This window comes from Xylophilus rhododendri, assembly GCF_009906855.1.
Classification (GTDB): domain Bacteria; phylum Pseudomonadota; class Gammaproteobacteria; order Burkholderiales; family Burkholderiaceae_C; genus Xylophilus; species Xylophilus rhododendri.
Genome location: NZ_CP047650.1, coordinates 2,973,360 through 2,997,146, shown reverse-complemented (window position 1 = coordinate 2,997,146; position 23,787 = coordinate 2,973,360). Strand labels below are relative to the sequence as shown.

Sequence of the window (23,787 nt, the reverse complement as noted above, 5' to 3'; positions counted from 1 at the left end):
GCGCTGGATCAGGCGGCGGCGGTCGCCGCTTCGGTTTCCGGCGCGGCGTTCAGCTCGGCCACGCCCAGGCTGGCACGCACCTTGTTCTCGATCTCGCGCGCCAGGGCCTTGTTCTCGCGCAGGAACTCGCGGGTGTTGTCGCGGCCCTGGCCGATCTTCTCGCCCTGGTAGGCGTACCAGGCGCCGGACTTCTCGATCACCTTGGCTTCCACGCCCTTGTCGATGATCTCGCCCTCGCGGCTGATGCCTTCGCCGAAGAGGATGTCGAACTCGGCCGTCTTGAAGGGCGCGGCCACCTTGTTCTTGACCACCTTGACCTTGGTCTCGTTGCCGATGACTTCCTCGCCCTTCTTGATGCTGCCGATGCGGCGGATGTCCAGGCGCACCGAGGCGTAGAACTTCAGCGCATTGCCGCCGGTGGTGGTTTCGGGCGAGCCGAACATCACGCCGATCTTCATGCGGATCTGGTTGATGAAGATGACCATGCAGTTGGTCTTCTTGATGGTGGCGGTGAGCTTGCGCAGGGCCTGGCTCATCAGGCGGGCCTGCAGGCCGGGCAGGGAGTCGCCCATCTCGCCCTCGATTTCGGCCTTGGGGGTGAGAGCCGCCACCGAGTCGACCACGATCAGGTCGACCGCACCGGAGCGCACCAGGCTGTCGACGATCTCGAGCGCCTGCTCGCCGGTGTCGGGCTGGGAGATCAGCAGGTCCTGCAGGTTCACGCCGAGCTTCTGGGCGTACTGGGTGTCGAGTGCGTGTTCGGCATCGACGAAGGCGCAGGTGCCGGCCTGGCGCTGCATTTCGGCGATGACCTGCAGGGTGAGTGTGGTCTTGCCCGAGGATTCCGGGCCGTAGATCTCGATCACCCGGCCGCGCGGCAGGCCGCCGACGCCCAGCGCCACGTCCAGGCCCAGGGAACCGGTGGAGACGACCTGGATGTCCTCGATCTTCTCGCCTTCGCCCAGCCGCATGATGGTGCCCTTGCCGAACTGCTTTTCGATCTGGGCGAGGGCGGCTTGCAGGGCCTTGGCCTTTTCGGCGGTGGCGGCGGCGTTGGCGGCAGCGGTTTTGGCGTCCATGGAATTTCTCCGGTCAATCAAGGGCTTGCGTTGGGTTTATCCAGCTGTTTGCTTGCACAGGCTGGATGCTTGACCAGTATTCTAGGGGTCGATCAAACGACTGCAAGGCGTATTTTGGTACGTTTGCCTGACGAATCAGACCGACGGTTCCCGCAAGGTTTCCCGCACCAGCGCACGCACGAAGGCCGGGTTCAAGGCCTGGAGGCCGAACTGGAAACGGTAGAAGACGGTGCCGTAGATCTGGTCGTAGAGCGCCTCGGCCGGGCGGTCGCCGCGGATGCCGCCTTCGCGCTGGCCGCGCCGGATCACCGCCAGGCCCAGCCGGCGGCGGATGCTGAGGTAGCGCTCGACGAAAAGCGCCGAGCTGCCGGTCTCGGCCATGCATTCGGCCAGCACCGCCAGCTGCACCCGGCCGAGGTCGCCCTGCAGGGCGGCGAGGTAGCGCAGCGCGTGGGCCTCGATGGCCTCGGCGGGCGGGTCGGTGCGCGACAGGGGCAGCACGGCGGTGGCCTGCTGCAGGAAGGCGTCGATCAGCAGGGCCAGGCGGCTGTCCCACCATTTGTAGACCGTCATCTTGGAGACACCCGACTCGGCCGCGATCGCCTGCATGGTGGCGCCGCGCAGGCCCTGGGTGGCGCACAGGCGCCAGGCGGCTTCGAGCACGGCGGCGGTGGCGGCTTCGGAGCGCGGCCTGCCGGGGCGCCGCGGGGGAATGGAATCGCTCATGGCGGCAACTGTATCGGTGTCGGTGGCACGCATGTTGCGTGATGGATGGTACTTTCTATACCATCCGTACAGATATTGTCCCGCAACGCCCCATGCAGGTGAAAACCATCCGATGAGCACACCTCCCACCGAGCGCGACTACGCGATCTTCCAGGCCGGCAACGTGGTCCTGCAGTCGGGCCGCACCTTCCGCAACATGGCGCTGGCCTACAAGACCTTCGGCACGCTCAATGCCGAGAAGTCCAACGTCATCGTCTATCCCACCTCGTATGCGGCGCAGCACTACGACACGCAGTTCATGGTGCGCGAGGGCGGCGCGCTGGACCCGTCGAAATACTTCATCGTGATCTGCAACCTGTTCGGCAACGGGCTGTCGAGTTCGCCCTCGAACACCCCCTGGCCGGACGTGGGCACGCGCTATCCGGACGTGAGCTATTTCGACGCGGTGCAGGTGCAGAAACGCATGCTCTCGGAGCTGTGGGGCATCGAGCGGGTGGCCCTGGTCTACGGCTGGTCCATGGGCGGCATGCAGGCCTACCACTGGGGCGCGATGTACCCCGACGCGGTGGAGCGCATCGCGGTGGTCTGCGGCTCCGCCCGCTGCGCGCCGCACAACCATGTCTTCATCGAAGGGGCCAGGCATGCATTGATGGCCGATGCGGCTTACCAGGACGGCGTCTTCACCCAGCGCCCCGTGCGCGGCTTGCGTGCCATGGGCCGGGTGTACGCCGGCTGGGCGCTGTCGCAGACCTTCTACCGCCAGGAGCTGTGGCGCCAGCTGGGCGCCTCCTCGCTGGAGGACTATCTTGTCAGCGCCTGGGAGGTGAGCTTCGCCCGGCGCGACCCGGCCGACCTGCTGGCCCAGTTCTGGACCTGGCAGCACGGCGACATCAGCGCCAATCCGCTCTATGGCGGCGACCTGCCCAAGGCGCTGGCCAGCATCCGCGCCCGCACCCTGCTGATGCCGGGCGACCACGACCTGTACTTCCAGGTGGACGACCACGCCTTCGAGATGCAGCACCTGCGCAATGCGGTGCTGCGGCCCATCCCCTCGATCTGGGGCCACCGCGCGGGCAATCCGGCCAACCAGCCGGAGGACCGGGCCTTCATCGAACAACAAGTCAACGAGCTGCTCGCATGGAAAAACCCGTCTCCATCCGCCTGAAGGGCGCCGAGCTGCTGCCGCTGTCGGTGCGCTCCGACCGGCCCGGCCTGCTGCGGGCCGCCGGCCACCTGGGCGCGATCGTGCTGGGCGGCGTGGCGCTGTGGCACACCCGCGGCAGCTGGTGGGCCGTGCCGCTGACGGTGCTGCAGGGCTGGTTCATCGCCTTCCTGTTCAACGTGCTGCACGAGACGGCGCACCAGACCCCCTTCAAGACCCGCGCGCTCAACTACGCCATGGGCCACCTGGCGGGGCTGGCGATCCTGATGCCCTACGAGTACTACCGCTGCTTCCACTGGGACCACCACCGCTACACCCAGGACCCGGCCCGCGACCCCGAGCTGGCCGTGCCGCCGCCGCCCACCGGGCCGGCGCTGGCCTGGTACTGGTCGGGCATTCCGACCTGGATCAACCGGGTGCGCATGCTGTGGGCCCACGGGGTGCGCGGCGTGGTCCGGGAGCGCTGGGTGGCCGAGGGCAAACGCGCCTTGATCGTGCGTGAGGCGCGCTTCTATCTGCTGGCCTATGCGGTGCTGATCGCGGCTTCGGTGGCGGCGCAATCGCTGGCGCTGCTGTGGCTCTGGCTGCTGCCGGTGGCAGTCGGCCAGTGGCTGCTGCGGCCCTATCTGCTGGCCGAACATACCGGCTGCGCCTACAGCCCCGACATGCTGGAGAACACCCGCACCACCTACACCAACGCGGTGGTGCGCTTCTTCGCCTGGAACATGCCCTTCCACGCCGAGCACCATGCCTATCCGGCCGTGCCCTTCCACGCGCTGCCGCGGCTCAACGCCCTGCTGGCACAACACATCCGCAACACCGAAGCGGGCTATCCGGCCTCGACGGCCGCGGTGCTGCGTTTCCTGGCCAGCGAGGAACACGCGGCCGGCAACGGCACCAAGGCCGTGTCCTGAGGCGCCGTCGGCCTCACAGGCCGGCGGGCTGGCGCTGGTGCCAGTCGGTGGCGTGCTGGTAGGCCGCGCCCACCCGGTAGAGCAGGCTCTCGCCGAAGGGCCTTGCGATCAGCTGCATGCCGCAGGGCAGCGGCCCCGGGGTGAAGCCGCAGGGCAGGGCCAGCGCGGGCAGGCCCAGCAGATTGGCCGGCCGCACCAGGCGGGTGATCTCGTCGAGCACCAGCAGCATCGCATCGCCGCCGGAGACATCCACATCGGCCAGCCGCGGCACGGGGAAGGCCAGCGTGGGCGCCAGCAGGACGTCGCAGGCACCGAAGACGGTTTCGGCGAAGCCGGCCAACGCGCGGCCGCGGTAGCGCAGGGCATCGAGATAGTCCTGCGAGCCGGCCGCCAGCGCCGATTCCAGGCGCCCGCGGGTCTGCGGCGAGTAGTCCTGCGCACGCTCGCGCAGCTGCGCCGCATGCACGCCGACCGCCTCGACCCAGGTGAGGATCTGGCCGGCCGCGTTGACCGCATCCAGGTCGGGCATGGCCACCGTCACCAGGCTGGCGCCGCGCATGCGCAGGACCTGGGCGGCATCGGCCAGCAGGCTGGCCACCTCGGGGTTCAGATGGCGGTCGAAGTAGCCGGCGGGAATGCCGATGCGCAGGCCGCCCAGGTCGCGTTCACGTCCGCGTTGCACCGCGCCGGGGTAGTCGAGGTCCACGCCTTCGAGCTGCGCCGCATGCACGCTGGCGCCGTCGGCCGGGTCGTGGCCGGCGATCGCCGACAGCAGCAGGGCGTTGTCGGCCACGCTGCGGGTGAGCGGGCCGATGGTGTCCAGGGCATCGGACAGCGGCATGCAGCCGGCGCGCGAGACCAGGCCGGGGGTGGTCTTCATGCCGGTGACGCCGCACAGGGCCGCGGGCATGCGTACCGAGCCGCCGGTGTCCGAACCCAGCGCGCCGAAGACCAGGCCGGCGGCCACCGCCACCGCGCTGCCGGAGGAGGATCCGCCGGTGATGTGCTCGCGGTTCCAGGGGTTGCGTGCATCGCCCAGCCAGGCGTTCTGGCCGGTGGGGCCGTAGGCGAACTCGGTCATGTGCAGGGTGCCGAGCTGGATGGCGCCGGCCGCGTCCAGCCGCTGCAGGACCCGCGCGGTGCGGTCGGCCACCCAGCCGGCGCGCAGCCTGGAGCCGCAGGTGCTGACCTGGCCGGCGCGGTAGAACATGTCCTTGTGGGCCAGCGGAATGCCGTGCAGCGGGCCGCGCGACCGGCCCGCTGCACGCTCGGCGTCGCAGCGTTCGGCCTCGGCCAGCGCGGCCGGGCCGTCCAGGCGCACGAAGGCATTGAAATCGGCCTGGCGGGCCTGCGCCCGGGCCAGCGCGGCCTGGGTCAGCGCCACCGATGTGGTGCGGCCGTCCTGCAGGGCCTGCAGCGCCTGGCTGAGGTCCATGTCCGCCGATGGCGCCTCGGCGCAGGCCGTGCCGGCCGGCAGGGGCTGGCCGGCCGGCCCTCTGCCGACCGCGCGTGCGGCGAACAAAGCGGGGCCGAGAGCCGGGCCGTCGTCGAAATCCAGCGCTTGCCGGGCGGGCGCGAAGGCCGCCAGGCGGCGCGTGGCGGTGGCGGCGATGGCGGCGGCGCGTTCGCTGCTCATGGGTAGGCCGATGCGTTCGGCCTGGGCGGCGACCTGGGCGGTGCCGATGTCGGAAGCGGTGGAGGGCATGGTCGTCGAAGGATATGGCGCCCGCGGCGCGGGGCCTGTGCGAACATCGAAGCAAAGCCCAGGCCATGTCCCCAGTCCCCGCTTCCGAACCGACCGAACCCGCCGCCACGATGGCGGACGAGCGCTGGCGCGAGTCCCACCTCGGCCGCCTGCTCGGCCATGCCATGCGGCGCTTCGATGCCCGGGTGCTCGAACTGATGGTGGAGGACGAGGAGGCGCCGCTGGCCCTGTCCAACCTGGCCGCGCGCGACCAGGTCGGCGCCGCCCACATCCACATCACCCGCCATCTGGCCTTGCGCGGCTCGCGCCTGACCGAACTGGCCGAGTCCGCCGGCATGAGCAAGCAGTCCATGGGCGCGCTGGTGGACCAGTGCGAGGCCTGGGGACTGGTGCGGCGCGATGCCGATCCGCGCGATGCGCGCGCCCGGCTGGTCGTCTTCACACCCATCGGCCATGCCTGGCTGGAGGCCTTCCGGCGCGCGGTGGCGCGGGCGGAAGGCGAATTCCGCGCCAGCGTGGGCACGGAAATCGCAACCGTGGTGGCGATCGGGCTGGAGGCCTATGGCCAGAGCTGAGCACCATGGCGCATGCGTTCGCGGACCCCTCAAGGAAACCCATGAAGAGAAGCCACGATGACTGAACGGCCGCCGCGCCGGCAATCGCTGGGCATGCGCCTGATGCTGGCCACCCTGGGCTTTTGCCTGGTGTTCACCCTGTGTGCCGCCGCCTACCAGACCTGGTCGGCCTGGCGCGCCGGCAAGGCGGCCATGGATGCCGACCTCGCGCTGATGGAGCGCATGTACGGCAGCGCCCTGGCCAAGGCCAGCTGGGACCTGGACCGCGACCAGATCGCCACCTATGCCGAGATCCTGTCCCAAGCGCCCTGGGTCGGCCGGGTGGACATCTCGGTGCGCCTGCCGGTGGGGCCGCCGCTGGAATACCAGCGGGTGCGGCCGGGCTGGACACCCTCCTCGGTGACGCCGGTGCACCGCTCCCAGCTGCGCTACGAACCCTTCACCGGCCGCACCGAGGCGGTCGGGGAGCTGCGCCTGTTCGGCGACGAGGCCCGGCTCTGGCGGCAGCTGCGCGAGGCGCTGCTCGGCATCGTCGTGCGCCAGGCCCTGCAGTCGCTGCTGCTGGCCAGCCTGGTGATGGCGCTGTTCCATCGGCTGGTGACGGTGCATGTGCGGCGCATCGCGCGCCACCTGGCGCAGCTCACGCCGCTCAACCTCGGCAAGCCGCTGACCATCGAGCGCGCCAGCCGCCGCGACGACGAGCTGGAGCTGCTGGTCACCGGCGTCAACCAGCTGCAGAACAATCTGTCGGACTACCTGGAGCGGCAGCAGCGCTTCGAGCAGGAACTCGCGGCGCACCGCGACCGCCTGTCCGAGCTGGTGCAGGAGCGCACCGCCGAGCTGGAGACCCTCAACCGGCAGCTGGAGCAGCTCTCGCGCACCGATTCACTGACCGGCCTGGCCAACCGGCGCAGCTTCGACCAGGTCAAGCTCGCCGAATTCCAGCGCGCCCGGCGCGGCGGCCAGCCGCTGACGCTGGTGCTCTGCGACATCGACTATTTCAAACGCTACAACGACACCTACGGCCATGCCGGCGGCGATGCCTGCCTGCAGGCGGTGGCCGCCGCGGTGCAGGGCGTGGCCCAGCGCGGCGCCGACCTGGTGGCGCGCATCGGCGGCGAGGAATTCGCCATCCTGCTGCCCGGCAGCGACGGCGCGACCGGCCTGGCGGTGGCCGAGCGGGTGCGCGAGGCGATGGCGGCGCTGGCCATACCGCATGCGGCTTCGGAGGTGTCGGCATACGTCACCCTGAGCCTGGGCCTGGCCACGCTGCAGACCGATATCGACGCCAATTTCGAGACCCTGTTCCGCCGGGCCGACCAGGCCCTCTACCAGGCCAAGCAGGACGGGCGCGACCGCGTGCGTGCGGCCGACCTCCCCCAGGCGAAGGAGCCCTCATGAGCCCGTGCATCCGAGTCCTGGCCGCCCTCTGCCTGGCAGGGGCCGCCGCCGGCGCCGCCGCCCAGATGGTGCGTGTGGTCACCGAGACCACGCCCAACAGCTTCCTGCAGGACGGCCGGGTGGTCGGCCGCGGCACCGAGCTGGTGGAGCTGACCCTGCAGCGCGCCGGCCTGCGCGACTACCGCATCGACCTCTATCCCTGGGCGCGGGCGGTGGACCTGGCGCAGCGCGAGCCCAATGTGCTGATCTACCCGATCGCCCGCACCGCCGACCGCGAGGAGCGCTTCCGCTGGGTCGGCGAGATCCAGCGCATCCGCTACTTCTTCTACGCCCTGCCCGACCGGGCCCTGCCGCCCATGAAGCAGCTCGACGAGGCGCGCGGCCTCACCATCGGCGTGGTGCGCGACGACGTGCGCCACCAGTTCCTGCAGCGCAAGGGCTTCACGCGCCTGGTGCTGTCGGGCCAGCCGCTGGAGAACCTGCGCAAGCTGCTCTACCGCCAGGTGGACCTGGTGGCCATGACCGAGAACGAGGCGCAGCGCCTGTGCGAGGAGGCCCGGCCCGACTGCGCCGGGCTGGCCCGGCTGCTGCCGCTCGACGAGCTGCAGCTGAGCCTCTTCATGGCCTACAGCCGGGCCACGCCCGAGGACCTGGCCCAGCGCACCACCACCGCCTTCGAATCGCTGCGCGCCGACGGCAGCGTAGCCCGCACCATGGGGCCGCTGGCGCCGGGCGCGGCCAGCGCGGGCCGGTAAAAAAGCGCCGGGGGCAGGGCTTGTTCCGCCCCCAGGCAGGGTTATCCGGGACTAGCATCGCGGCATAAGCGATAACGAAGGAGACACCCCATGCGCATCCTGATAGCCGAAGACGACCAGGTGCTGGCCGACGGCCTGCTGCGCTCCCTGCGCGCCTCCGGCGCCGCCGTGGACCATGTGGCCAGCGGCACCGAGGCCGACGCCGCCCTGCTGGCCCACGACGAGTTCGACCTGCTGATCCTGGACCTGGGCCTGCCGCGGCTGCACGGCCTGGATGTGTTGAAGCGCCTGCGCGCCCGCGGCGCCAGCCTGCCGGTGCTGGTGCTGACCGCCGCCGACGGCGTGGAGGAACGGGTCAAGGGCCTGGACTTCGGCGCCGACGACTACATGGCCAAGCCCTTCTCCCTGCAGGAGCTCGAAGCCCGGGTGCGCGCGCTGACGAGGCGCGGCATGGGCGGCACCACCAGCAGCATCAAGCACGGGCCGCTGGTCTACGACCAGGCCGGGCGGGTCGCCTCGATCGACGGCCGCATGATCGAACTCTCGGCGCGCGAACTCGGCCTGCTCGAAGTGCTGCTGCAGCGCGCCGGCCGGCTGGTCAGCAAGGACCAGCTGGTGGAGCGCCTGTGCGAGTGGGGCGAGGAGGTCAGCAACAACGCGATCGAGGTCTACATCCACCGGCTGCGCAAGAAGATCGAGCATGGGCCGATCCGCATCGCCACGGTGCGCGGCCTCGGTTACTGCCTGGAAAAGATCCCGACGTGATCTTCCAGCGCCAGCAGCGGTCCTTGTTCGGGGAGATCCTCGACTGGATGCTGACGCCGCTGCTGCTGCTCTGGCCGATCAGCCTGGCGCTGACCTGGCTGGTGGCCCAGGGCCTGGCCGACAAGCCCTTCGACCGCGCCCTCGAATACAACGTGCAGGCCCTGGCCCAGCTGGTCAGCCTGCACGAGGGCCGCGTGCAGCTCAACCTGCCGCAGCCGGCCAACGAGCTGCTGCGCGCCGACGATGCCGACACCATCTACTACCAGGTGCGCGACGGCGGCGGCGAGGTGCTTTCGGGCGAACGCGACCTGGCCCCGCCGCCCTACACCGGCGAGGGCAGGCCGCCCACCGGCGAGGTGCGGCTGCACGATGCGCAGCTGCGCGGGCTGTCGCTGCGGGTGGCCTCCACCTGGGTGCGCTTCACGCCGCCGCAGGCCGATGCGCCGCAGGTGCAGGTGCTGGTGCAGGTGGCCGAAACCCGCAGCAAACGCTCGGTGCTGGCCACCGAAATCATCAAGGGCGTGATGCTGCCGCAGTTCGCCATCCTGCCGCTGGCGGTGCTGCTGGTGTGGCTGGCGCTGGCGCGCGGCCTGAAGCCCCTGTCGGAGCTGGAGCGCCGCATCCGCGCCCGCCGGCCGCAGGACCTGAGCCCGCTGGACGTGCGCACCGTGCCGCTGGAGGTGGTGCCGCTGGTGGCCTCGGTCAACGACCTGCTGGCGCGACTGCAGGAATCGGTGGCCACGCAAAAGCGTTTCCTGGCCGACGCCGCCCATCAGCTCAAGACGCCGCTGGCCGGCCTGCGCATGCAGGCCGACCTGGCCCAGCGCCAGGCCAGCAGCGCCGAGGAACTCAAGCAGTCGCTGCAGCAGATCGGCCGCGCCAGCAAGCACGCCACCCACACCGTCAACCAGCTGCTGGCGCTGGCGCGCGCCGAGGTGGCGGGCAAGGCGCCCTTCGTCAGCCAGACCTGCGACCTGGCCGCGATTACCATGGAAGTGGTGCGCCATTCGGTGCCGCGGGCGCTGGAAAAACGCATCGACCTGGGCTACGACGGCCTGGCGCCCGCCAGCCCCGGGGTGCAGGTGCCGGGCAATCCCACGCTGATCGCCGAGATGCTGCGCAACCTGGTGGACAACGCCATCGCCTACACACCCTCGAACGAGACCGAGCCGGGTGTCATCACCGTGCGGCTGCAGACGGCCGAAGGCGCACCGGTGATCGAGGTGGAGGACTCCGGCCCCGGCATCGCCGAAGCCGAACGCGAGCGGGTGTTCCAGCCCTTCTACCGGGTGCTGGGCAGCGGGGTGGACGGCTCGGGCCTGGGCCTGTCCATCGTGCGCGAGATCGCCATGCTGCACGGCGCGCGGCTCTCGCTGGAGGACGCCCAGCCCGGCCGCCAGCCGCCCGGCGCGCGCTTCGTGCTGCGTTTCAGCGCGCGGCAGGCGGGCTGAGGCGTTCAGTCATCCGCGGCCGGCCGGCCGGCCGCAGCGCCCTGCGGCTGCGCCGGCTGGGCTTCCGCCTGCGGCAGCAGCCAGGTCCGAAAACGCACCAGCGGCCCAAGCCGGGCGCGCGCCTCGGGGTAGCAGAACCAGTAGCCCAGGCTGCTGCGGTAGCCGCCCTCGGCCAGCGGCTCGTCCACCACGCCGGCGCTGATCTCGTCCTGCACCAGGCAGCGCGGCACCAGGGCCACGCCCATGCCGACGGTGACGGCGCGGATCATGGTCTGGAACTGGTCGAACTGCGGGCCCGACAGGGCGTCCAGCCCGCTCATGCCGTGGGTCTCGCTCCAGCGCTGCCAGGCGTCCGGCACGGTGACGTGGCGCAGCAGGGTGCAGCGCGCCACGTCGCGCACCGAACGCACGGTGCATTCGCCCACGCCGGGCCTGGGCGCGATCAGCGCCACGTCGTGGCCCGCCAGGTAATGCGAACGGGCGCCGGGCCAGTGGCCGTCGCCGAAGAGGATGGAGCAGTCGAGCTCGGGCCGCTCGAAGTCGTAGCCGTGCACGAAGGGCACGAAATGCAGGGTCACCTGCGGCTCCTTGTGCTGGAAGTCCGGCAGGCGCGGGATCAGCCACTTGGCACCGAAGGTGGGCAGGGCCGACAGGTGCAGCGCGCCGCCCTCGCCGCCGCTGGTGATCAGCTCCAGCGTGGCCGCCTCCAGCTGGGCCAGCAAGGCCCTCACCTTCTCCTCGTAGCGCTCGCCGGCCGGCGTCAGCGCCAGGCGCTTGCGGCTGCGCTCGAACAGGGCCACGCCCACCCAGCGCTCCAGCTCCTGCACCTGCTTGCTGACCGCGCTCTGCGTGAGGTGCAGGGCCTCGGCCGCGCGCGACACGCCACCGAAGCGCACCACGGTGGAAAAAGCCCTCAGCAATTGCAGGGGAGGCTGGAAGCGGCGTACGGTCATGGCACCAGGCGCAATGAGTTCATTCCAGATCGGAATGTTATCAGGTACAGGTGTTGCTTTAGCAAATGGACCAAAGCCGGTAATCTCCCCCTCATGGCCCTCAGTGGCCCTCCCGATCCCTTGAAAGGTGCGTCATGCAACGTCGATTCCTCCTCTCCGCCCTGGCTGCAGCTTCTGTCGTTCCCGGAATGTCCTGGGCGCAAGCCGGCAAGCCGATCCGCCTGATCGTGCCCTTCCCGCCCGGCGGCGCCACCGACATCAGCGGCCGCGTGCTGCAGGAGCCGCTGCAGCGCATCCTGGGCCAGACGGTGGTGATCGACAACCGCGCCGGCGCCGGCGGCTCCATCGGCATGTCCGAACTCGCCCGCTCGGCACCGGACGGCCTGACGCTGGCCGTGGCCACCCTGTCCACCCACGGCGTGAACCCGGCCGTGTTCGCCAAGCTGCCATATGACCCGATCAAGGACACCGTGGGCGTGACCGAGCTGGTGAAGGCACCGGGCGTGATCGTGATCAACCCGACCGAGCTGCCGATGGTCCACAGCTTCGCCGACCTGGTGAAGTACCTGAAGGCCAACCCGGGCAAGGTCTCCTACGCCACCCCGGGCAACGGCACCATCGGCCACATGTGGGGCGAGCTGTTCAAGAGCGCCACCGGCACCGCCATGGTCCACATCCCCTACCGCGGCGCGGGCCCGGCGCTCAACGACGTGCTGGCCGGCCAGGTCGCGGTGTACTTCGACCAGGTCGCCTCCTCGCTGCCTTACGTGAAGCAGGGCAAGCTCAAGGCCCTGGCCGTGTCCTGGAACGCCCGCCTGGAATCCCTGCCCGATGTGCCGACCTACGGCGAGCTGGGCTACCAGAACCTGAACGACCCGTCTTGGTTCGGCTTGGTGGCGCCCGCCGGCACGCCGGCGCCCGTGGTGCTGCGCATCCAGCAGGCGGTGGCGCAGGCATTGGCCGAACCCGCCGTGGCCCAGCGCCTGGCCGGCCAGGGCCTCTACCCCTCGGGCACCAGCCCGCAGGCCTTCTCCAAGCAGATCGTCTCCGAGATCGCCAAGATGAAGAAGGTCGCCGCCTACGCCAAGATTTCCTTGGACTGATCGCCTATAGACCATGCATACCGCCCTGAAACTGATCCACACCCGCTACCAGCAGGCCGAGCCCGGCACCGACGGGGCGGCCGCGGCCGCGCCCATGGTGAAGAGCCTGCCCGGCAGCTCGCCGCTGGTGCTGGACTCGCCGCACAGCGGCACCTTCTACCCGGCCGACTTCCGCAGCTGCTGCGACATGGCCATCCTGCGCACCGCGGAAGACACCCACGTCGAGAAGCTCTACAGCTTCGCGCCGGCCCTGGGTGCCGCCTGGATCGAGGCGCTGTTCCCGCGCAGCTACCTCGATGCCAACCGCGACACGCTGGAGCTGGACACCGGCCTGCTGGACGGCCCCTGGCCGCATCCGGTGGCGACCGATCCGAAGGTGCTCAGCAAGGTGCGGCTCGGCAAGGGGCTGATCTGGAAGTTCACCGACGACGGCCAGCCGATCTACGACCGGCTGCTGCCGGTGGCCGAGGTGCAGGCGCGGATCGACCGCTGCTGGAAGCCGTACTACGCGGCCGTCGCCGGCGCGATCGACGCGGCGCATGCGCGCCACGGCTTCTCGGTGCACATCAACTGCCATTCGATGCCCGCCGTGGCCGGCAGCCATGCGACCGACTTCCCCGGCCTGCACCATGCCGACTTCGTGATCGGCGACCGCGATGGCAGCACGGCCGACCCGCGCCTGTCGCAGCGCATCTGCGAGTTCCTGCGCGGACGCGGCTACAGCGTGGACTACAACCACCCCTACAAGGGCGTGGAGCTGGTGCGCCGCTACGGCGTGCCGGCCGAGGGCCGGCACAGCATCCAGGTCGAGATCAACCGCAAGCTCTACATGGACGAGCAGAGCTTCGCGGTGCTGCAGCCGGGCTTCGACAAGCTGCAGGGCGACCTGAAGGCCCTGCTGGAAATGCTGGGCGCCTGGGACGGGAAGTTCTGAAGCCGCCCCGCGGCAGAAGCAGCGGCCTCCCGTCCATGACGCGAGGCCGTTTTGCTATTCCAGGTCGCCCGTCTTGTCGGACGGGTAGCGGAAGGAATCGCGCAGCATGGCCGGCATCGGCAGTTCGAGGTTGATGCCCTTGGGCGGTATCGGCTGCTGGAACCAGCGCCGGTACAGCGTCTGGATCTCGCCGCTGGCGATCAGCCGGCGCATCTCCTGGTCGACCACCTTCTTGAAGGCCGGATCCCGGGGCGGCAGCATGATGGCGTAGGGCTCGATGCTCATCGCCTTGCCGACCACCTCCCAGGACTGCGGCTTGGCCGAATTGGCGCGCAGGCCGTAGAGCAGCACGTCGTCCAGCGCGAAGGCATCGGCCTTGCCGGTCTCCAGGAAGCCGAAGGCCTGGGCATGGTCGGGCGCCTCGACGATCTTCAGCCGCAGGTCGTGCTCGGCATCGATGCGTCGCAGCGTGGGCAGGGTGGTGGTGCCGGTGGTGGCGGTGACGGTGCGCCCGCTCATGTCGTCCAGGCTCTTGAAGCCGCTGTCCGAGCGCACCAGCAGCCGCACCGCCGAGATGAAATGCGGGATCGTGAATGCCACCTGCTTGCGCCGCTCGGCGTTGTTGGTGGTGGAGCCGCATTCCAGCGCGGCCTTGCCTTCCGCGACGGCGGCGATGCGGTTGCCCGAGGTCACCGGCAGGTACTTCACCGCCAGGTTGGGCAGGGCCAGTTCGCGCTTGACCGCCTCGACCAGCTTCAGGCAGATGTCCACGGCATAGCCGACGGGCTGCCGGTTCTGGTCCAGGTAGGAGAAGGGCACGGACGCATCGCGGTGCGCCAGCACGATCTCCTGCGCGGCGCGGATGTTCTCCAGCGTGGCCGCGGCGGCCGGCAGGGTGGTGAAGGCGGCGGCCAGCAGGGGCAGGGCACGCCAGGCAGGAAAAGCGCTCATCGCCAGGCTCCGGCAGGTGAAGAAGATGAAATGGTGGACCAGGCGGGCCGCATCTGGGAAACCCGCGTCAGCCGCAGGGCTGCAGCGTATGGCCGGCCAGGGCCGGCGCCAGGCCCTGCAGCGCGGGCCGCATCGCCTCGTCGACCGCCGGCAGGCGCAGGGTCTGGCCCTGCACCGCTGGCCGCTGCTCGACCACCCGTGCGGTGCGCACGCCGCGCTGCGCCAGCGCGGCCATGCCGGCATTGGCTTCGGACTGGGTGGCATAGCTGCCCAGCGACAGGCCCGGCTCCAGCGCGGGGCTGCCCGGCGCTTCGAAGGCCACATGCAGGGCGCGCAGTTCGCCGCGTTTCTTGGCCACGTAGTCGGCGCTGGGGTAGCGGCCCATGTAGACGATCCAGCGGGCCGGCGTGCTGCCCGGCACCAGTGACCAGCTGCCGGCGGGCAGCAAGGCCTCGGCGCGGGTGCGCAGCAGGGCGGCCTCGGCATCGCCGAACAGGCCGGCCTGCAGGCACTCGGTGGGCGCTGGCGCGGCGGGCGCCGCCTGGGCCGCGGCGGCGATGCTGCGCGCCTCCTCGGCCGACACCAGCTTCAGCGCCTCGGGCCGGATCTGCTGCCTGACGCGCTGCGGCTCGGCCTGCGTCGGCCGCTCCAGGCCCCAGGCACGCAAGGCGTTCTGCGACCAGGCGTAGTAGATGCCGTTGGCCAGCACGAGCAGCAGGGCGACGAGGCGCAGCATCGGGCGCCTTCAGGCCACCGGCCGCACGCTGACTTCGGCGCTGCGCACGGCCTCCCAGCCCTCGGCCGTGGCCAGGCGCAGCACGCCTTCGGCATCCACGCTGGCCGCCGTGCCGCGCCGTCCGTCGGACAGCACCACGGCACGGCCGCGCAGCACGTCGCGTGCCTCGAAGCGCGGCTGCCAGCTGGCGAAGCCCTGGACGGCGAAGTCGAGCAGGCCCCGCACCAGCGCCGGCGCCACCGCCTGCAGCACGGCCGTGGCGGCCACGCCCGGCAGCAGCTCGCGCAGGCCGGCCGGCGGCGTGCGCATGTCCTCGGGCGAGGGCGGCTGGGCGATGTTCAGGCCCGCGCCCACCACCACATAACGCTCGGCATCGGCATCGCCCGCGCCGACGGTCTCGACCAGGATGCCGCCGATCTTGCGGTCCTGCCACCAGAGGTCGTTGGGCCATTTCAGGCCCAGGTCGGGATGCAGGGCCTCGGCGATCGCCACGCCCGCCACCAGCGACAGGCCCGACCATTCGCGCGGCGCCAGCGGCAAACCGAAGGAGAAGGTGAGCGCGCTGCCCGGCGCCGCCTGCCAGCCGCGGCCCAGGCGGCCCCGCCCGGCGGTCTGGTGCTCGGCCACCAGCAGGATGGGTTCCTGGCGGCCGGCGCGCGCCCGGCGCATCAGCTCGCTGTTGGTGGAATCGATCTCCGGCAGGATCTCCACCGTGAAGCCCGGCAGCAGCGGATACAGCTCCTGCCAGATGGCCTCGGCCGGCCAGCGCTGCGGCTCCATCAGCGGCGGCCGCGCTTGGGCGCCAGCAGGGTGCCGCGGCAGTCGGCGGCGCCGCACCAGCAGGGGTATTCGGCCTTGAGCTTCTTGGTGTAGCGCTCCTCGATCATCAGGCCGTAGTCGTAGCTGAGTTCCTCGCCGGCGGCGATCGGACGGATGGCCTTGATGAAGATGCGGCCCTCGTCCTCGTCGGCGATGCAGTTCGGGTCGCAGGAATGGTTGATCCAGCGCGAGGAGTTGCCGCCGTGGTTGGCGTCGATCACCCGGTCCTCGTCCACATGGAAGTAGAAGGTGTGGTTGGGCTGCTCGGGATCGTGGGGGTGGCGGTCCTGCGCCTCCTGCCAGCTGATGATCTCGCCGACGTATTCGATCAGGGTCTCGCCCTCGGCGATATCGGCCACGGCGAAGACGCCTTTGCCGTGCACGCCGGAGCGTCGGGTCTGGATGCGGCGCCCTGCTGCGGTGGGGGCGGTTGAAGGCATGGCCGAAACTCTGTTAATTTGAAAAAGGCACGGGCATGCGTGCGTGCGCATGCGCGAGACCCGGATTGTAGGAGGCCGATGCACCCCATCGGGCCCCGCACCCCCAACATAAAACTGCAGAAGAACATCCATCCATGAGCAAGACCCTGGTGATCGCGGAAAAGCCTTCGGTGGCACAGGACATCGTGCGCGCCCTCACCCCCGTGGTCGGCAAGTTCGAGAAGTTCGAAGACCACTTCGAGAACGAGACCTATGTGGTGACCAGCGCCGTCGGCCACCTGGTGGAAATCCAGGCGCCCGAGGAATTCGACGTCAAGCGCGGCAAGTGGAGCTTCGCCAACCTGCCCGTCATCCCGCCGCGCTTCGACCTGAAGCCGGTCGACAAGACCAAGAGCCGGCTCAACGCCGTCGTCAAGCAGGCGCGCCGCAAGGACGTGGGCGCCTTCATCAACGCCTGCGACGCGGGCCGCGAGGGCGAGCTGATCTTCCGCCTGATCGAGCAATACGCCGCCGGCGCCAAGGAGTCGCTGAACAAGCCGGTGCGCCGGCTCTGGCTGCAGTCGATGACGCCCCAGGCGATCCGCGACGGCTTCGACGCCCTGCGCAGCGAGGAGCAGATGCGTGGCCTGGCCGACGCGGCGCGTTCGCGTTCGGAGGCCGACTGGCTGGTCGGCATCAACGGCACGCGGGCCATGACCGCCTTCAACTCGCGCGACGGCGGCTTCTTCCTCACCACCGTCGGCCGGGTGCAGACCCCCACGCTGTCGGTGGTGGTCGAGCGCGAGGAGAAGATCCGCAAGTTCGTCAGCCGCAACTACTGGGAGGTGCACGCCCAGTTCGCCGCCCAGGCCGGCCTCTACAACGGCAAGTACTTCGACCCCGCCTGGAAGAAGCCGCCGCCCGGCCCCGACGGCCTGCCCGACCCCGAGCAGCGCTCCGACCGCGTCTGGACCGAGCGCGAGGCCCAGGCCATCGCCGAAGCCTCGCGCGGCAAGCCCGCCACCGTCACCGAGGAAAGCAAGCCGACCACCCAGGCATCGCCCCTGCTGTTCGACCTGACCTCGCTGCAGCGCGAGGCCAACAGCCGCTTCGGCTTCTCGGCCAAGACCACGCTGGCCCTGGCCCAGAGCCTGTACGAGCGCCACAAGGCCCTGACCTATCCCCGTACCGACTCGCGCGCCCTGCCCGAGGACTACCTGCCCGTCGTCAAGGACACCATGGGCATGCTGGCCAACAGCGGCATGCGCCACCTGGCGCCCTTCGCGAAGCAGGCGCTGGAGCAGAACTACGTGCGGCCCAGCAAACGCATCTTCGACAACGCCAAGGTGTCGGACCACTTCGCCATCATCCCCACGCTGCAGTCGCCCAGCGGCCTGAGCGATGCCGAACAGAAGCTCTACGACTTCGTGGTGCGGCGTTTCCTGTCGGTGTTCTTCCCCAGCGCCGAATACCAGGTCACCACCCGCATCAGCACTGTGGCCAGCGAGGGCCGCAACTACGCCTTCCGCTCGGACGGCAAGGTGCTGGTCAAGCCCGGCTGGCTGGCCATCTACGGCAAGGAAGCGGCCGACGAACTGGCCGAGGACAAGGACAACAAGGACAGCAAGATCCTCACCCGCGTGCAGCCCGGCGAGAAGCCGCTGGCCGAGCAGGTCGATCCCAAGGCCTTGAAGACCCGTCCGCCCGCCCGTTATTCGGAAGCCACGCTGCTCGGCGCCATGGAAGGCGCCGGCAAGCTGATCGACGACGACGAGCTGCGCGAGGCCATGCAGGAGAAGGGCCTGGGCACGCCTGCCACCCGCGCCGCCATCATCGAAGGCCTGATCGCCGAGAAATACATGCTGCGCGAGGGCCGCGAGCTGATCCCCACCGCCAAGGCCTTCCAGCTGATGACGCTGCTGCGCGGCCTGGGCGTGGAGGAGCTGTCCAAGGCCGAACTCACCGGCGACTGGGAATACAAGCTGGCGCAGATGGAGAAGGGCGAACTCTCACGCGACGCCTTCATGCAGCAGATCGCGCAGATGACCCAGCGCATCGTGCAGAAGGCCAAGGAATACGACCGCGACACCGTGCCCGGCGACTACGCCACCCTGTCGGCGCCCTGCCCCAACTGCGGCGGCATCGTGCGCGAGAACTACCGGCGCTACACCTGCGTGGGCATCCCGGCCGACTCCGAGCCGGCGCGCCTGGGCACGCCGGCGCGCGAGGGCTGCGGCTTCTCCTTCGGCAAGTCGCCGGCCGGCCGCACCTTCGAACTGGCCGAGGCCGAGACCCTGGTGAGCGAGCACCGCATCGGGCCGCTGGAGGGCTTCCGTTCCAAGGCGGGCTGGCCCTTCACCTCGGAGATCCAGCTGAAGTTCGACGATGAGGTGAAGAACTGGAAGCTGGAGTTCGACTTCGGCGACGACAAGAACGAGGAGGAGTCCGGCGAGCTGGTCGACTTCCACGGCCAGGAGGCGATCGGCCCCTGCCCGATCTGCCAGGCCGGCGTGTACGAGCACGGCGCGAACTACGTCTGCGAGAAGTCGGTTCCCACTGCCGCCCAGCCCACGCCGAGCTGCACCTTCAAGAGCGGCAAGGTGATCCTGCAGCAGCCGGTGGTGCGCGAGCAGATGCGCCTGCTGCTGGACAGCGGCAAGACCCAGCTGCTCGACAAGTTCGTCTCCAACAAGACGCGGCGCACCTTCAAGGCCTTCCTGGCCTGGGATGCCGCTGCCGGCAAGGTGAACTTCGAGTTCGAGCCGCGCACGAGCAAGTTTCCGCCGCGCAAGACGGCGAGCGCGGGGGCTGCCGCCAAGGCTGCGGCGCCCGCCAAGAAAGCTGCTGCCAAGAAGGCGCCGGCTGCCAAGAAGGCCGCTGCCAAATCGGCTGCGGTGAAGGCGCCTGCGCGCAAGACGGCCTCCACAGGCGGCGCCACGCCCAGTGCTGCGCTGGCCGCCGTCATCGGGGGCGATCCGATCGCTCGGCCGGCGGTCATCAAGAAGCTCTGGGAGTACATCAAGGAGCACGGGCTGCAGGACACGCAGAACAAGCGGGCGATCAATGCCGATGAGAAGCTGCGGGCTGTCTTCGGCAAGGATCAGGTCACGATGTTTGAGTTGGCTGGCATCGTGGGTAAGCATCTGGGGTGAGGGGGTTGTTCTCCCTGGCGGAGGGGGGGTTCTCCTCTGCGGAGGGCGGGGCTGGGGCTGCGCGCCCCAGACCGCGCTCACTTTCTTTGCTTCGCCAAAGAAAGTAAGCAAAGAAAGGCGACCCGACACCCGAGGCCCTTCGGGCACCGCTGCGGTACTCGCAAAGGCGGGGTCCACGACAACTCGCTTCGCTCAAACAGGTCGTGGCCCTGATCCGCCTTTGCTCCGTTCCTCGCTCTCGGGCTCACGGGACCCGGATACGGGGACAGCGGCTGCTTCGCAGCGCAACGGGCCTTCGCTGCGCTCGGCCTCCGCTAAAAGACCGTGCGTCGCAGAGGGCGGGTATTTATCAATCAGAGGCCTGTCCTGGTCAAGAATTTTCGGACAGTTCGATAGGGCGTGTTGCTGCCATTTTTCGCTCGAAGGCGTTGGGCGGCAGATAACCCAATGTCGAATGCAGTCGAGTGCTGTTGTAGAAGCCGACGATGTAGTCGCCGATGTCTGCAGCAGCCTCAGCGTGATTGGCGTAGTCGCGCTGCCAGACGCGCTCCATCTTCAAGTTCAAGAAGAAGCGCTCCATCACCGCGTTGTCCCAGCAGTTGCCCTTGCCGCTCATGCTGGCCAGCAGGCCGTGGCGTTGCAGTACGTCGCGATGAAGCTCGCTGGCATATTGACTGCCCCGGTCGGTATGCACGATCAAGCCGGGGCTGGGTTTTCGTTGGCCAATGGCCATCTCCAAAGCCGCACAGACCAGCTCTGCCGGCATGCTCGGTGCAGTAGCCCAGCCAATCAACTTGCGTGAATACAGGTCCAGGACGGCAGCCAGATAAAGCCAGCCGCTGCGAGTCCGGATATAGGTGATGTCTGCCACCCAAGCTTGATTGGCCGAGGCTGGCGCGAATTGCCGCTGCAGCACGTTTGCAGCCACCGGCAGCGTGTGGCGGCTGTCGGTGGTGTGAACGAATTTGCGCTTCCAGCTTGGCTGCAGGCGGTGTTCGCGCATTAGTCGGCGTATGCGCCAGCGGCCAACGTCAATGCCCTGGACCTCGAGCGCAGCACGCAACCGACGGCTGCCGTAACTGCGCCCGCTCGCTGTAAATGCGGCCTTCAATTGCACCTCAATGGGCTCGATTACGGCAGGCCGAGCTGCTCGTTTAAGAGCTGCGTAATAACCTGCTCGGCTGACACTCAAGACACGACACAGCGTGCTCACTGCAACTGTCTCGGCCTTCTTCTGCCACTGAGCAATCACGCGGTGGATTACTTCAGTTCCCGGGCGAAGAAGGCCGATGCTTTTTTTAAGATGTCGTTGTCCTGGCGCAGTTGCCGCAGCTCTGCTTCGAGCTGACGAATACGCCGTTGCTCCTCGGTCAAAGGCTTGCCAATGCCGGGCTGGCCTGCACTCTCTGCATCGTATTGCTCGACCCAACGGCGCACCGCGCTGTCGGTCAGGCTCATGTCTCTGCAGACCTGTGGCACGCTCAGGTTCTGCTCTCGGATCATCTTGACGACTTGAAGCTTGAAGGCCTCGTCGAAGCTGCGGCGGGGAAGGCGGTTCGTCATGTTCCAGTTGTCCTCAGGGGTTTGAATCCCCTATCGACTTGTCTTTGGAAATTAGACCAGGACAGCCGAGCGCAGCGAAGGCCCGTCGCCCTGCGAAGCAGTGGCTGCCCCCGCTCCCCGGGTCCCGTCTGCGGGTGAGTGAGGAGCGCAGCAAAAGCGGATCAGGGCCACGACCTGTTTGAGCGAAGCGAGTTGTCGTGGACCCCGCTTTTGCGAGCACCGCAGCGTGCCCCCTCCGCAGGAGGGGGACTCCCGCAGCCGGGTCGCCTTTCTTTGCTTACTTTCTTTGGCGAAGTGTTCAGACCGGGGACATGGGAAACGGGTGTGCGGGGACATGGGAAACACTTCTGTGCGGCAGACAAGCCGAGGAGAAGCCCATGCCCTGGCAACCGAGAGACCTCATGAGCACCAAGCAAGAGTTCGTGGAACTGGCCCAGCAGGAAGGGGCTAATCGGCGCGAGTTGTGCCGGCGCTTCAACATCACGCCCAAGGCGGGCTATGCGCTGCTCAAGCGTTTTGCAGTGGAAGGTCAGGCGGCCTTCGTGGAGCGCTCCAGGCGCCCCGTACACAGCCCGCTGCAGACGCCCGCGGACATGCAGTCGACCGTCCTGGCGATGCGGCGCGAGCATCCTGCCTGGGGCGCGCGCAAGATCTGCCGCAGGCTGCTGGACCTCGGCCACCGCGAGGTGCCCGCCACCAGCACCGTCACCGACATCCTGCGACGCAACGGCCTGATCCCTCAAGAGGCGAGCGCTGCCAGCCAGCCCTGGCAGCGCTTCGAGCACGAGCATCCCAACGCGCTGTGGCAGCTCGACTTCAAAGGCCACTTCGAGACCGCTGCCGGGCGCTGCAACCCGCTGACCTTGCTCGACGACCACTCGCGCTTCAACCTGGCCGCGGCCGCCTGCGCCAGGACCGACAGCGCCACGGTGCAGAGCCAGCTCCAGGCCGTCTTCGAGCGCTACGGGCTGCCCGCGCGCATCAACGCCGACAACGGCGCGCCCTGGGGCGTGCCGAGCGCACCGGGCCACCTCAGCGGGCTCGACATCTGGTTCATCCGGCTGGGCATGCGCGTCAGCCACAGCGCGCCGTACCACCCGCAGACCAACGGCAAGCTCGAGCGCTTCCACCGTTCGCTCAAGGCCGAGGTGCTCAACGGCAGGACCTTCGACAACCTCGCCCATGCACAGGACGCGCTCGACCGCTGGAGGGCTGTCTACAACCACGAGAGGCCGCACGAAGGCATCGCCATGCAGACACCCGCACAGCGCTACCGCATGAGCCCGCGGGCCATGCCGCAGGTGCTGCCGGAGATCGAATACGCCGAGCACGATCACGTCGTGACCGTGGGCTGGAACGGCTTCGTGAAGTTCCAGGGCCACAAGCTGCGCTTGTCGCACGCGCTACACCGCCTGCCGGTGGCCTTCCGGCCCGATCCCGAGCACGACGGCTGCTTCGATATCTACTTCAGCCACCATTGCTTCATGCGTCTGGACAGCGCTGCGGCGACCGCTTCCAATTGAGCCGAGGTGTTTCCTATGTCCCCGCACGGGTGTTTCCCATGTCCCCGGTCTAAACAGCGAAGCAAAGAAAGTGAGCGCGGTCTGGGGCGCGCAGCCCCAGCTCCGCCCTCCGCAGGAGAACAAGCCCTCCGCCAAGGAGACAAACAAAAAAACTCAGCCCGTCAGCCGCTCCAACGCCTCGCTGTACTTGGCCGCAGTCTTCTCGATCACCTCCTGAGGCAGCCGAGGCGCAGGCGGGCTCTTGTCCCACGGCTTGCCGTGCACCCGCGCAGACTCCAGCCAGTCGCGCACGAACTGCTTGTCATAGCTCGGCGGATTGACGCCAGCGGCAAACGCCGCGTCGTAGCCCTCGCGCGGCCAGTAGCGCGAGGAGTCGGGCGTCAGCACTTCGTCCATCAGCACCAGCTTGCCGGCCTGGTCGAGGCCGAACTCGAACTTGGTGTCCGCGATGATCATGCCCTTCTCGGCGGCGATGGCCGCAGCCGCCTTGTAGAGCGCGATGCTGGTGTCGCGGATCTGCGCGGCCAGCTCCGGGCCGACCACGGCCACGACCTGGGCGAAGTCGATGTTCTCGTCGTGCTCGCCGACCGCCGCCTTGGCCGCGGGCGTGAAGATGGGCTCGGGCAGCGGGCTGGCGTTCTTCAGGCCGGGCGGCAGGGGCACGCCGCAGACCGCCTGGTTCTGCTGGTACTCCTGCCAGCCGCTGCCGGCGAGGTAGCCGCGCACCACGGCTTCCACCGGCACGGGCTTGAGCCGCTGCACCAGCATCGAGCGGCCGCGCACCTGCGGGATCTCGGCGGCGCTCACCACGCTCTCGGGCGCGTCGCCGGTCAGGTGGTTGGGGCAGATGTGGCCGAGCTTGTCGAACCAGAACAGCGCCATCTGGGTCAGCAGCGCGCCCTTGCCCGGAATCGGCTCGCCCAGGATCACGTCGAAGGCGGAGATGCGGTCGGACGCGACCATCAGGATGCGGTCGTCGCCGACGGCGTAGTTGTCGCGCACCTTGCCGCGGGCCAGCAGCGGCAGCGACGTGAGGGCGGAGGTGTGGAGTGCGGATGTCGTCATGAAGAAAGGCTCGCGAATTTCCCGAAACCCGGACGG

Annotated in this window: 21 protein-coding genes; 11 read left to right on the top strand and 10 right to left on the bottom strand. The window is 69.1% G+C overall.

The genetic code is table 11. The annotated features are described in order from the left end of the window. Positions 1-8 precede the first annotated feature (8 nt). Positions 9-1,079, bottom strand: a complete 1,071-nt coding sequence (gene recA / locus GT347_RS13735) for a recombinase RecA (RefSeq protein ID WP_160552618.1) — start codon at positions 1,077-1,079, stop codon at positions 9-11. A gap of 135 nt (positions 1,080-1,214) precedes the next feature. Further along, the gene (locus GT347_RS13730) at positions 1,215-1,805 is read right to left on the bottom strand and encodes a TetR/AcrR family transcriptional regulator (protein WP_229722303.1); all 591 of its coding nucleotides are present in this window, start codon (positions 1,803-1,805) and stop codon (positions 1,215-1,217) included. A gap of 112 nt (positions 1,806-1,917) precedes the next feature. On the opposite strand from GT347_RS13730, the gene GT347_RS13725 reads away from it, so the two are divergent. Together GT347_RS13725 and GT347_RS13720 are read left to right on the top strand one after the other, a co-directional pair. Further along, positions 1,918-2,970 carry an alpha/beta fold hydrolase gene (locus tag GT347_RS13725; RefSeq protein ID WP_160552614.1) on the top strand — a complete coding sequence of 351 codons (1,053 nt, stop codon included), beginning with the start codon at positions 1,918-1,920 and terminating at the stop codon, positions 2,968-2,970. After that, positions 2,943-3,881, top strand: a complete 939-nt coding sequence (locus GT347_RS13720; protein WP_160552612.1) for a fatty acid desaturase — start codon at positions 2,943-2,945, stop codon at positions 3,879-3,881. The genes GT347_RS13725 and GT347_RS13720 overlap by 28 nt, the downstream gene beginning before the upstream one ends. A gap of 13 nt (positions 3,882-3,894) precedes the next feature. Here GT347_RS13720 and GT347_RS13715 read toward each other — a convergent pair whose 3' ends face one another. Beyond that, a complete protein-coding gene (locus GT347_RS13715; protein ID WP_229722302.1) occupies positions 3,895-5,586 on the bottom strand; it encodes an amidase in 1,692 nt (563 codons plus the stop codon). Positions 5,587-5,651: 65 nt separating this feature from the next. Between GT347_RS13715 and GT347_RS13710 the strand changes: the two genes are divergently transcribed. The 5 genes from GT347_RS13710 (at position 5,652) to GT347_RS13690 (ending at position 10,533) form a co-directional block, all read left to right on the top strand. Beyond that, the gene (locus GT347_RS13710; RefSeq protein WP_160552610.1) at positions 5,652-6,161 is read left to right on the top strand and encodes a MarR family winged helix-turn-helix transcriptional regulator; all 510 of its coding nucleotides are present in this window, start codon (positions 5,652-5,654) and stop codon (positions 6,159-6,161) included. 57 nt (positions 6,162-6,218) lie between these two features. Then, positions 6,219-7,562 carry a diguanylate cyclase gene (locus GT347_RS13705; RefSeq protein WP_160552608.1) on the top strand — a complete coding sequence of 448 codons (1,344 nt, stop codon included), beginning with the start codon at positions 6,219-6,221 and terminating at the stop codon, positions 7,560-7,562. Further along, complete coding sequence (locus GT347_RS13700; protein ID WP_229722301.1) at positions 7,559-8,317, top strand: substrate-binding periplasmic protein; 759 nt, start codon at positions 7,559-7,561, stop codon at positions 8,315-8,317. The genes GT347_RS13705 and GT347_RS13700 overlap by 4 nt, the downstream gene beginning before the upstream one ends. A gap of 90 nt (positions 8,318-8,407) precedes the next feature. Continuing rightward, the gene (locus tag GT347_RS13695; RefSeq protein WP_160552606.1) at positions 8,408-9,082 is read left to right on the top strand and encodes a response regulator; all 675 of its coding nucleotides are present in this window, start codon (positions 8,408-8,410) and stop codon (positions 9,080-9,082) included. A 47-nt stretch (positions 9,083-9,129) separates the two neighbouring features. Continuing rightward, positions 9,130-10,533, top strand: a complete 1,404-nt coding sequence (locus GT347_RS13690) for a sensor histidine kinase (RefSeq protein ID WP_160555350.1) — start codon at positions 9,130-9,132, stop codon at positions 10,531-10,533. A 5-nt stretch (positions 10,534-10,538) separates the two neighbouring features. On the opposite strand, the gene GT347_RS13685 is transcribed toward GT347_RS13690, so the two are convergent. After that, on the bottom strand, positions 10,539-11,486 hold the full coding sequence (locus GT347_RS13685; protein WP_160552604.1) for a LysR substrate-binding domain-containing protein: 948 nt from the start codon (positions 11,484-11,486) through the stop codon (positions 10,539-10,541). 134 nt (positions 11,487-11,620) lie between these two features. On the opposite strand from GT347_RS13685, the gene GT347_RS13680 reads away from it, so the two are divergent. Together GT347_RS13680 and GT347_RS13675 are read left to right on the top strand one after the other, a co-directional pair. Next, positions 11,621-12,589: a tripartite tricarboxylate transporter substrate binding protein BugE gene (locus tag GT347_RS13680; protein ID WP_160552602.1), complete on the top strand. Its 969-nt coding sequence runs from the start codon at positions 11,621-11,623 to the stop codon at positions 12,587-12,589. A 13-nt stretch (positions 12,590-12,602) separates the two neighbouring features. Then, complete coding sequence (locus GT347_RS13675) at positions 12,603-13,523, top strand: N-formylglutamate amidohydrolase (protein ID WP_160552600.1); 921 nt, start codon at positions 12,603-12,605, stop codon at positions 13,521-13,523. 54 nt (positions 13,524-13,577) lie between these two features. Here the strand turns inward: GT347_RS13675 and GT347_RS13670 are convergent, their stop codons facing one another. The 4 genes from GT347_RS13670 to GT347_RS13655 all read right to left on the bottom strand — a co-directional run bounded on the left by GT347_RS13670 (position 13,578) and on the right by GT347_RS13655 (position 16,469). After that, positions 13,578-14,474: an amino acid ABC transporter substrate-binding protein gene (locus GT347_RS13670; RefSeq protein WP_160552598.1), complete on the bottom strand. Its 897-nt coding sequence runs from the start codon at positions 14,472-14,474 to the stop codon at positions 13,578-13,580. Positions 14,475-14,541: 67 nt separating this feature from the next. Next, complete coding sequence (locus GT347_RS13665; RefSeq protein ID WP_160552596.1) at positions 14,542-15,210, bottom strand: SPOR domain-containing protein; 669 nt, start codon at positions 15,208-15,210, stop codon at positions 14,542-14,544. 9 nt (positions 15,211-15,219) lie between these two features. Beyond that, a complete protein-coding gene (locus GT347_RS13660; protein ID WP_160552594.1) occupies positions 15,220-15,990 on the bottom strand; it encodes a biotin--[acetyl-CoA-carboxylase] ligase in 771 nt (256 codons plus the stop codon). Continuing rightward, a complete protein-coding gene (locus GT347_RS13655; RefSeq protein WP_160552593.1) occupies positions 15,990-16,469 on the bottom strand; it encodes an SET domain-containing protein in 480 nt (159 codons plus the stop codon). The genes GT347_RS13660 and GT347_RS13655 overlap by 1 nt, the downstream gene beginning before the upstream one ends. Positions 16,470-16,603: 134 nt before the next feature. On the opposite strand from GT347_RS13655, the gene GT347_RS13650 reads away from it, so the two are divergent. Beyond that, the gene (locus tag GT347_RS13650) at positions 16,604-19,600 is read left to right on the top strand and encodes a DNA topoisomerase III (RefSeq protein WP_160552591.1); all 2,997 of its coding nucleotides are present in this window, start codon (positions 16,604-16,606) and stop codon (positions 19,598-19,600) included. 370 nt (positions 19,601-19,970) lie between these two features. Here GT347_RS13650 and GT347_RS13645 read toward each other — a convergent pair. Next, a protein-coding gene (locus tag GT347_RS13645; protein ID WP_160550549.1) for an IS3 family transposase occupies positions 19,971-21,163 on the bottom strand; the annotation gives its coding sequence in 2 pieces (ribosomal slippage) (positions 19,971-20,890 and positions 20,890-21,163; 1,194 coding nt in all). A 377-nt stretch (positions 21,164-21,540) separates the two neighbouring features. Between GT347_RS13645 and GT347_RS13640 the strand changes: the two genes are divergently transcribed. Then, positions 21,541-22,686: an IS481 family transposase gene (locus GT347_RS13640; RefSeq protein ID WP_160552589.1), complete on the top strand. Its 1,146-nt coding sequence runs from the start codon at positions 21,541-21,543 to the stop codon at positions 22,684-22,686. 153 nt (positions 22,687-22,839) lie between these two features. Here the strand turns inward: GT347_RS13640 and GT347_RS13635 are convergent, their stop codons facing one another. Continuing rightward, positions 22,840-23,751, bottom strand: coding sequence for a phosphoribosylaminoimidazolesuccinocarboxamide synthase (locus GT347_RS13635; RefSeq protein WP_160552587.1), 912 nt, complete (start codon positions 23,749-23,751; stop codon positions 22,840-22,842). Positions 23,752-23,787: the final 36 nt, after the last annotated feature.